Origin of the sequence: Bradyrhizobium campsiandrae (assembly GCF_014529705.1) — a bacterium.
Taxonomy (GTDB): domain Bacteria; phylum Pseudomonadota; class Alphaproteobacteria; order Rhizobiales; family Xanthobacteraceae; genus Bradyrhizobium; species Bradyrhizobium campsiandrae.
Genome location: NZ_JAANIH010000126.1, coordinates 1 through 8,052, shown reverse-complemented (window position 1 = coordinate 8,052; position 8,052 = coordinate 1). Strand labels below are relative to the sequence as shown.

6 protein-coding genes and 2 pseudogenes are annotated in these 8,052 nt (G+C 60.7%); 6 read left to right on the top strand and 2 right to left on the bottom strand.

What is annotated here, in order from left to right; all coding sequences use genetic code 11:
* Positions 1–249: pseudogene (locus G8O24_RS41965) on the bottom strand (hypothetical protein); the annotation flags it as partial.
* A 1,965-nt stretch (positions 250–2,214) separates the two neighbouring features.
* Between G8O24_RS41965 and repA the strand changes: the two are divergent.
* The 4 genes from repA to G8O24_RS41945 all read left to right on the top strand — a co-directional run bounded on the left by repA (position 2,215) and on the right by G8O24_RS41945 (position 6,401).
* Entirely contained in the window at positions 2,215–3,429 is a 1,215-nt protein-coding gene (gene repA, locus G8O24_RS41960; RefSeq protein WP_188108337.1) for a plasmid partitioning protein RepA, read from the top strand.
* Positions 3,426–4,445 (top strand): plasmid partitioning protein RepB, encoded by a 1,020-nt coding sequence (gene repB / locus G8O24_RS41955; RefSeq protein WP_188108336.1) that lies wholly within the window; start codon positions 3,426–3,428, stop codon positions 4,443–4,445. The genes repA and repB overlap by 4 nt, the downstream gene beginning before the upstream one ends.
* A 197-nt stretch (positions 4,446–4,642) precedes the next feature.
* Entirely contained in the window at positions 4,643–5,875 is a 1,233-nt protein-coding gene (gene repC / locus G8O24_RS41950) for a plasmid replication protein RepC (RefSeq protein WP_188108335.1), read from the top strand.
* Positions 5,876–5,879: 4 nt separating this feature from the next.
* Positions 5,880–6,401, top strand: a complete 522-nt coding sequence (locus G8O24_RS41945) for a hypothetical protein (protein WP_244646374.1) — start codon at positions 5,880–5,882, stop codon at positions 6,399–6,401.
* Between the two features lie 141 nt (positions 6,402–6,542).
* On the opposite strand, the gene G8O24_RS44785 is transcribed toward G8O24_RS41945, so the two are convergent.
* Complete coding sequence (locus G8O24_RS44785; RefSeq protein ID WP_311972564.1) at positions 6,543–6,743, bottom strand: hypothetical protein; 201 nt, start codon at positions 6,741–6,743, stop codon at positions 6,543–6,545.
* A gap of 199 nt (positions 6,744–6,942) precedes the next feature.
* Between G8O24_RS44785 and G8O24_RS45315 the strand changes: the two genes are divergently transcribed.
* Positions 6,943–7,074 (top strand): hypothetical protein, encoded by a 132-nt coding sequence (locus tag G8O24_RS45315; RefSeq protein WP_283815659.1) that lies wholly within the window; start codon positions 6,943–6,945, stop codon positions 7,072–7,074.
* Between the two features lie 713 nt (positions 7,075–7,787).
* Positions 7,788–7,937, top strand: a pseudogene (locus tag G8O24_RS41940) (DUF736 family protein); the annotation flags it as partial.
* Between the last annotated feature and the right edge of the window lie 115 nt (positions 7,938–8,052).

The following is an 8,052-nucleotide window of genomic DNA, read 5'->3' as shown; positions in this document are numbered from 1 at the left end:
CGGGAGCTGGGCCTTGAAAGCCAGATAGATCAGGGTGTTGTCAGACCCCGCTGAAATCGCTGGCAGAAAAACGGGTGGCAATTTTCCGCTAAGCGTTGCAAATTGAAATCGGTAACGGAAAGCGACAAGCGGCCCTACGAGCTGGGCCCAGGGCAGCGGATCGGGGATTTTGTAGCTGCACAGCAAGGTCTTGATAACTTTAATTGGAACCAACGAAACGGAAGCTAACACGATCTTTGCTTCCGTCATAGCGATGTCGGTTCCGGACGTCCCTTCTCGATCATTGCCCGATCAAAAGGATTGAATTCGGTTCGCCAATCAGCGGTTCTGGTGCCTTGGCGGCCGTGGCTTCAATCGCCGAGAGGGCGCGCCGCTTGGCAGCTCCCTGCCCTCTTTCGGACCTTCGTCGGTCCGGTCGCAGCATAGCTCTCGGGCTGGCTTGCCCGCAGTCGGCTCGGCAGCTTCGCCGCGAATCACCGTTCAGAACTTCTGCCATGTCCCGCCTCGCTCCGATAGTAGCACTTGTCAGGCCGCCTCGTCGGTCTGGGGGAAATCGGCGCCCTTGAACATCAGCGGTTCTAGGCGAGAGGGTCCCCGAGATTGAACCGGGTGTCGCCCTTGCCGTAGCGCGGGTCACAAGGACGCCGCAGAGGTCATCAGGCTTCGTATGGTTAGTATTCTATGAATGCCGACCTCCCAGTCTTCCGGTGGTGCTTCGCATGTCCTGGGCTGGAGGCGAGACCAATCTTTTCCGAATGAACTCATCGGGTCCAGATCGACGAGGGCTGACGGGCATGGCTCGACGGGACGGACATGCGTCGGCGACGTGGATCCAAATGACCGCAGGATACAGATTGTTGTCAGCTGACAACAACTGCTCCAGGGACTGGTTGGTAGCTGGCACCGCGTGAGCCGATTCTCCCCTGCCCGATCGAACCGACCTCGTTCTGTTGTCACGCAACTCTGCCAGATCGGATTTTCGGTCGGCCTTGCGCCCGCGAACGCAGTGCCGTTTCGACGCCGGCCCCGGCGCATTAGCTTCCTGACGCATCGGATCCAGGCAAGGCGCGAGCTCAACTTGCTAGTCGGCTAGTCCAGACAATCCACGGTCACGCCTTGATCCCGATGCCGACTATGATGGGGGCCGGCTGCGCGTTCGCCTGCCGACCCTGGCGCGGCCATCCTCTTGGGGGGGCGCAGGGAGACGATGTTGTCAGCTGACAACATCCGTCGCGCCTTCCTGACGCCCTGCGATCGAAGCCCCTTGCTTGGGATGGAATCCTAATGCGGCGCACGGGTGTGGAACTTACCGTCTCCCAACTTTTGGATCCGGCTCGGCGCAAGCCGATCTGCAGTACGGCGTGCCAGTCCGGGTGAGGACCGGGGCCACGTTGTCCTCCTTCGCCGCAGGCAGGGCCGGGCTGGTTGGCGGCGTTGCGGCCAGAGGTCCGGGCCCCCTCGGTGTGATCAGGCTGCGCAAGAGCAATCGCAGATTCGACACCTGGTCGCCCGACCGGCTGGAGACCTGTTACCGTGTGCCGCGCTTCGGGTGAGTGGCGCCCAGTACAGTGCTGCGGTAGCGCATCGGTCAACGCCGTGACAGCTTAATTGCGTCCGGACCTGGCGATCCAACATCCCACAACGTCCTGCCGCTCGCTATCCCGCTCGGGTGTTTCGACGCGGCCGGGCAGGGCGCCTTTCGTGGGGCCGCCGGTCCGGGCGTCGGGGTTGAATAGCTTGAGCGGACCCGCCTTGCATTCCGAGGAAGCAATTCTCCGGGGGTGACGACTGGCTGGGAAGTGGGAAATAGGGACGCTCGCGCGGGGAGAGAAAACCCCCCGTCAAGCCCGGTGCACGCGGAGTCGATACCAGAAGCGAGGAGTTTACTGCGCATGGAAGGAGGCCCCGGCGCGCCGCGGGGTAGTAACACTGATCGGAGCAGCAGGTGGCGTGACCACAGAATGACGCTTGGGGTGGTCCGTGGAGCCCAGCCGAATCACGCTATAGTAGAGGCTCGCTCCCGCCGGCTGGGGCCATTGTTGTCAGCTGACAACAGCAAGGCGACGCCAATAGGCCGTTTGCTCGCTGTTGGGCGCGCCATCGGGCGTTAAGAACTCGTTAACCCTTTATTTCTTGCTCAAATCATAGAATCGTGGCCATCTCTCAAGACGGAGTTTAGGCGTCTGACGCGCAAAAACCGTCTTGAGAAGGCAAATGGCGATCTTAGCGGAAGATTTGGTTACGATGAGCGAGACCGCGTCTGCGCGGATCTCTCGGCATGCCGGCATTCTTTCCGGCCAGCTTCGCTCGCTCGCAACGACGCTTTTCCCGCCTTCAGCGAGCAAGTCGCTCCGGTCGTTCACCTCAGGGGAGGTTGCACGAATTGCGGGCGTGTCCGATGGGTATCTTCGGCAGCTTTCTCTCGACGGACTTGGACCGACCCCAGCGACAGGAATCGCGGGGCGACGGTCTTACACTCTGGGTCAGATTCATGAGTTGCGTGGGTATCTAGCCACCGCGCGGCCCCGCGAAGCAATGGAATTTCTCCCGCGCCGGCGCCCAGGCGACAAGCTACAAATCATCACCGTCGCGAACTTCAAAGGCGGCTCCGCCAAGACGACGACGGCATTGTATCTTTCGCAATACTTGGCCCTCGCCGGCTTTAGGGTCCTCGCGATCGATCTCGATCCGCAAGCTTCGCTGTCAGCAATGTTCGGGTACCAACCCGAGTTCGACATCGGAGCGAACGAAACTCTCTACGGCGCCATTCGATATGACGAACACCGGCGGCCAATGCGGGAGGTGGTTCGACCGACCTATTTTGACGGGATAGGTCTCGTTCCAGGCAATCTCGAGCTTATGGAGTTCGAGCACACCACGCCCCGAGCAATGGTCGAGCGGCGTGAACGCGGACACGACCTATTCTTTCGCCGTGTCGCCAGCGCCATCGACCAAGTCGCCGACGACTATGACGTCGTCGTCATCGACTGCCCACCACAACTTGGTTACTTGACCATGGGCGCGCTGAACGCGGCGACCGCGATGCTCGTGACCATCCATCCTCAGATGGTCGATGTCGCGTCCATGAGCCAATTTCTCCTCATGACGTCGGACCTCATGTCCGTCATCGAGGAAGCTGGCGGGCGACTCGATCACGATTTCATCCGGTACGTCATTACGCGTCATGATCCTAATGACGTGCCCGAAGCGCAAATTGTGGCTCTCCTCCGGACCCTTTTTAGATCGGATGTGCTCCAGGCCACAGTGTGGAAATCGACCGCGATCGCCAATGCTGGTCTCACCAAGCAATCACTTTATGAGCTGGAGCGCGGCGCCGTAGGGCGGGGCGCCTACGACCGGGCATTGGAATCGGTCGACGCGGTCAATGCTGAAATCGCGCAACTTCTTAAGAAGGTGTGGGGTCGATGAGCAAACGTACTGACACTATCAAGAGCCTTTTCACGGCCCCGCAATCACCTGCGTTGTCAGCTGACAACATGCCCGGTGCGTTGCCGCGGGTCTCGTCGGGATCAGTCCGCTCGTTGAAAGACACTTTTTCCGGAGTCGAGAAAGAGAACGAGGAGCTTCGCGACAGAATCGCATCCGGAGCGATGATCCTTGAAATCGACCCCGCGCTTATCGATCCGTCACCGCTGGCCGACCGGTTTCGCGACCAGGATGATAGCTCGTTCGAGGCACTCAAGCAGTCCATTGCACAGCGTGGTCAAGAGGTGCCCATTCTCGTTCGGGAGCATCCTGAAGCAAAAGGGCGCTACCAGAGCGCGTATGGTCATCGCCGCGTCCGCGCCACACGCGAACTAGGCATTTCGGTCAAAGCGATCCTGCGAGCGCTGTCGGATGAAGCGCTTGTCGTGGCGCAAGGACTCGAGAACGCACCACGCGAAGATCTGAGCTTCATTGAGCGCGCCACCTTCGCGATGCATATCGAAGATGCGGGGCATAACCGATCAGTCGTGCAGGACGCGTTGTCGATTGATCGAGCGGAGGCCTCGAAACTTCTTGCTGTGGCCCGATCAGTTCCAACCGATGTTATTCAAGCCATCGGCAAGGCTCCGAAAGTTGGCCGCTTCCGCTGGCAGTCATTTGCTGAATTGATCAAGGATGCCGGGGCGCTCAAACGAGTCAGAGCGGCGATCGCTGAAGCGAAATTTGCGGAGCGGGAAACTGACGCACGATTTCTCGCCGCGTTCTCAGCAGCCAGCCGTCCGCCGTCCGCCGGCACATCGAAGGCTTCGGAAGACAAGCCGGTCTTTTCCGCATCCGGCGATAAGATTGCGCACGTGCGTCACGCCGAGCGCGAATTGAAGGTTACCCTCGACAAGAATGTCTCGGCGACTTTCGCGGCATTTCTTGTCGACCAAATCCCGGCCCTGTTCGACGCCTTTTCCAAAACGAGCGGCGGTCAGGAAACTACCGAGGCTTAACGGCCTCGTCCCGTAAACACGAACCAGGAGCAGACAAGGCAAAAGAAAAAGGCCCCCGAAACGGAGTTCCGGAAGCCCTTCTCTTCAAGTTTGGCGACTGACAGAGAATCACTTTCGCGAATCGCAGTCAAGAGTTTCTACGCGATTTTATCGTCGTTTCGGCGAGCAGGTTTTCTTTGCCCAGCTGAGGCAAAGACATGCAGTCACATTCTCCAACGACGCCTTTTGGGCGGCGATCGTTGACGCTTGCCCATGTGGCAAGCCAGATGGTCGCAACCGAACGTTCTCCCGAGAAGATCGTGCACAAGTGGAAGATCTTCCACGCCATCTGTACGGCACGGCCGCGCCTCGGCGTGTCGGAGCGCGCGCTGTCGGTGTTAAACGCGCTCCTGACCTTCCATCCTGAGACTGCGCTGACAGGGGAGGATGATCTGATCGTCTTCCCGTCGAACCATCAGCTCAGCCGGCGGGCGCACGGCATGCCGGCATCGACGCTGCGGCGTCACCTTGCTGTGCTGGTCGACGCTGGGCTGATCGTTCGGCGCGACAGTCCAAATGGCAAGCGCTATGCACGGAAGGACGATGCCGGCGAAATCGAGCTCGCCTTCGGCTTCGATTTGTCGCCGCTCGTCGTGCGTTCGGAAGAGTTTGAGAGCCTGGCGGCCGATATCGAGGCCGAAGCCCGCGCGCTCAAGCTCGTGCGTGAGCGGATCACGCTGTGCCGGCGCGACATCGCGAAGATGATTGCAACTGGCATCGAGGAAGGCGTCCCAACGCGAAGGGCAGGGCAGGGACCCGCTGATTGGCAGGAGGTGCATGCTGCCTTCCGCGCAATGGTCGCCCAGATTCCGCGTACTGCGACGCGTCAGGAGCTAGAGCCGATCGCCGACGAGCTGTCGCAGCTTGCTGACGATGTGCTCAATCTTCTGGAAGAACACATCAAATCTAAGAATCCGAGCGCCAATGAGTCCCATTCTGAGCGCCACATACAGAATTCAAATACCGATACCTTAATTGATCTTGAACCTAGCCTTCGAGAAGGCAGGGCGGCGGGAGCTGAGCCCAGACCTCAACTTTCGCGAGTCGGGGAGGGGGCGTATCCATTAGGAATGGTCCTGAGTGCGTGCCCAGACATCGTCGATTATGCGAAGGGCGGGATTTCGAACTGGCGCGATTTCCTCGCGACCGCGGCCGTTGTGCGATCGATGCTGGGCATCAGCCCGAGCGCTTGGGAGGAGGCGCAAAAGGTTATGGGCGAGGTGCCCGCAGCCATCGTCGTCGCGTGTATCCTGCAGCGCGGGACGGCGATCAATTCCGCCGGCGGTTATTTGCGCGGTCTGACGCGAAAAGCGGAGGTCGGCGAATTTTCGCTTGGTCCGATCCTGATGGCGCAGATCAATTCTCGCCGGCGAGACAAACAGCGGGCGTGAGGCAATGAAGCGCCGTTCCCAGACCTTGCTTTTTCGTGCGATCGAAATATCCGCACTGACCCAGCTGCTGCGCTGGGTCGACGCAAAGCCGTTCGGAGAGACCGTCATGGCAAAACACCCTCCAATCATCCTCACGCCGTTCCTCCAGCCTCGTGATGAAGGCGCGGCGGAGCAACGGATGTACGTGGCGGGGTTCGCGGACGAGGCGGGCGAGGCCTGGGGGACGCTGATTCCGTTGGATGCGGAGATGGTCGAGCACGCCGTTCTGGGACAACAGACATTCACCGTTTGGTGCAACTCCGACGGCCGCATCCAACCGCAACCGAGCAGCGATAGGCTGTTTGAGGAGCTTCTGGAGAAAGGCCAGTTGAAGGAGACGCCCCTTGATGAACTCGTCGCCGAAGCGATCGAGCAGGGCAAGAATGAAACCAATGAAGAGATCCTCGGTATGTTCGAGACCCTGCATGAGCGGCTGGTGCGGGCGGAGGGCATGGTCGCTGACGAGATCGCGCGGCGCAGGCGATGACCCTTCGCGGCGCGCGTGCGCGGTTCAGTGTAGTAGGGCTTAGCTTGTACTAACGCGAGCACCGCGACCGCGGGCGGCAGACACCCGGACCGGTCGATGAACACATAGAAAGCCGACGACCGGGCCGCGCTCCGACTAGTCTTAAGCTTCGCCGGAGCCGGAAAACAGCGCCGTCGGTGGCGTCGCGCGCGGCGGCGGGAGGGTCCGACCGCCCGGGGCTCCCGGTCTGCTCTTGAGATCGTATCGCTGGGCTAGGTCGAGTAGCCGCCGCTTGGTGAACGGATCGGCTTTCTCCGCCAGATCGCGCGCCCGCTGCGCGAAGCCCCTGTAAAATTCTTCCACGACGCCACCCCGCAACATCACTGAAAATCGGATTTCAGTGTGAGACGCGCTCCACGTCAAGCGGTCTGGTGCATGCGGACAATTTTCGTCGATCTACTTGTGCTCGCGGCGCAAGCGGAACTAAGCTGGTCCCGGCAGGCAAAAAAACCATGACTCCGCTCTACCTAGCCGGAAGCTGTGCCCGAAGTGCGGTAAGCCGATGACGGCTGTGCCAGACGATGTCACGCCCGGCCGGCCGCGCTACGTCTGCCCGGTCTGCGAGGACGATCCGCTGCGCGATCCTGCCGCCCGGAAGTGGGCCGACAGCCCGCTGCGAGCCCCGGCCAAATAACGCTCGAGTTAAAATCGAGCCGGGCTGTCGGATTGCTGCAGAGGCCGAATGTGCTCACAAGCCTCTCCAACGCTGTGGAGTTGCAACCCGAACGCCCAGCTTCGTTCTATCGCGCGTGCCGGCGGAATCGCCCCGGACTCGGAGGCCGGCATGTCCAGCGAGGCTAGCATCTGTTTCACGCCTCGCAGGGCGGTCGGTCGCATGGATGCGGAGGGCGGGGTTGCATCCAACTGGCGAGTACGTCGCCAGCCTCGTTATCGATCTTGCGATGGCGAGTTCGACAGGTGCACCGACGTTGTTGACAACGACGGTTTCCATTGCGGGTGATGACGCGGCGCTTAGGTGGCCTGCTTAAGGTGAGCTACGTTTCGTTGCGACGCCCGTTACTTTGATGCGAATGGCCGAACCGACTAGGGCTGCCTGTCTTCATTCCCTGTGTTTTCGCGACGGGCGCACCCATCAGCGTCCTCGATAGAGGCTGGTCTGACCGAAGACCGATCCCGCTTCGCGGGCTCTCGATCTTGTCCCTGCAACGACCGTCCTCGACTTTCTTCCCCTGGCGCTGCGCACCATTCCTCGCGGTCCAAGAAAGTCGCTGCCGGCCGCCCTCCATTTCATTTCGGCCCTCCGGGTGCAGGTCGATCGCCTCCGGTCTCACGACCGCCATCGAGGTCGCGATAGGCGCGGCACGAGAAAACCAAGGGAATGAGACAATGGCAACCATCGGCACCTTCACCTCCACGGGCAATGGCTTCTCCGGCGCCATCAAGACGCTCAACCTCAACGTCAAGGCCAAGCTGATCCGTGTCGAGAACCCTTCCGACAAGGGACCGCACTTCCGCATCTACTCGGGCAACGTCGATTATGCGTAGCGCGGGATTATGCGGAGTCGTTGGCTGGTGGCCGCGGTTTTCAAGGGCTTTGCCGCTGTGTCGCTCCGCATAATGACGGGGCGCTGTCCGCGGCGCCTCGCGTGTT